Source organism: Acidisphaera rubrifaciens HS-AP3 (genome assembly GCF_000964365.1).
Taxonomy (GTDB): domain Bacteria; phylum Pseudomonadota; class Alphaproteobacteria; order Acetobacterales; family Acetobacteraceae; genus Acidisphaera; species Acidisphaera rubrifaciens.
Window position 1 is genome coordinate 1 of record NZ_BANB01000944.1, and the last position, 1,127, is coordinate 1,127.

Below are 1,127 nucleotides of genomic sequence, written 5' to 3' on the forward strand. Positions count from 1 at the left end.
GCGATCGCCGCCGGGCCGGCGGCCACGCGACGCTGCGCGCGCCGGCTGACGCTCGCGGTCGGGGCGGAGGGGGTGATCTGGGGCGCGGGCTTCGTGCTGTTCGCCGCCCTCGGCAGCCTCAATCAGGAGCTGTTCGCCCTCCTGCTCGGCGCGGGCGTGGCGGCCGGCGCGGCGATGAGCCTCGGCGCCTACCTGCCGGCCTTCCGCGCCCGCTTCTATGCGGCGACGCTGCCCTATGCCGCCTGGGCGGTGGCGCAGGGCGACGGGCTGCATCTGCTGCTCGCCGCCATCGTGGTGCTGTTCAGCCTCGCCATCGGCCGTCTCGCCGGGCAATTCAGCGCGGGCTTCGCGGAGAATCTCCGCCTTCGCTACGCCAACGCCGCCCTCGCCGACGAACTGCGCGCGCAGCGCGACGCGGCGGAGCGGGCGAGCCTGGAGAAATCCCGGTTCCTCGCCGCCGCGAGCCACGATCTGCGCCAGCCCGTGCACGCCCTCGGCCTGTTCGCCGGCGCGCTCCGCCACGGCATGCCGGAGCCCGCGCGACAGGCGGTGCTCGATCAGGTGGCGGCGTCGCTGGAGGCGATGGACGGGCTGTTCGCCTCGCTGCTCGACCTCTCGCGCCTCGATGCCGGGGTGATCGAGCCGCGGCCGCGCGCCTTCGCGCTGCATCCGCTGCTCGCCCGCCTCGTCGCCGAATACGCGGCGGAGGCGGCGGCGCGCGGCATCGGCCTGCGTCTCGTGCCGACCGAGGCGGTGGTGCAGACCGATCCCGTGCTGCTGGAGCGGATGCTGCGCAACCTGATCGCCAACGCCGTGCGCTACACCGAACGGGGGCGCGTCCTAGTCGGCGCAAGGCGGCAGACGCGGGACGGCGCGCGGGTGCGCGTCGAGGTCTGGGACACCGGCCCCGGCATCGCCGAGGCCGACCAGCCCACCGTGTTCGAGGAGTTCGCCCAGCTCGCCAACCCCGAACGCGCGCGCGGCAAGGGCCTCGGCCTCGGCCTCGCGATCGTCCGCCGGCTGTCGCACCTGATCGACTGCCCGGTGGCGCTGCGCTCGCGCCCCGGCCGCGGCTCCGTCTTCAGCGTCGCCGTGCCGCGCGCCGTCGCCTTGCCGCTGCCCGTCGC

1 protein-coding gene is annotated in these 1,127 nt (G+C 75.7%); it reads left to right on the forward strand.

Going from position 1 to position 1,127, the window contains the following annotated elements:
• Nucleotides 1–1,127: sensor histidine kinase (locus B8460_RS19275; protein ID WP_148360723.1), on the forward strand; the 1,127-nt coding region annotated here is incomplete at both ends.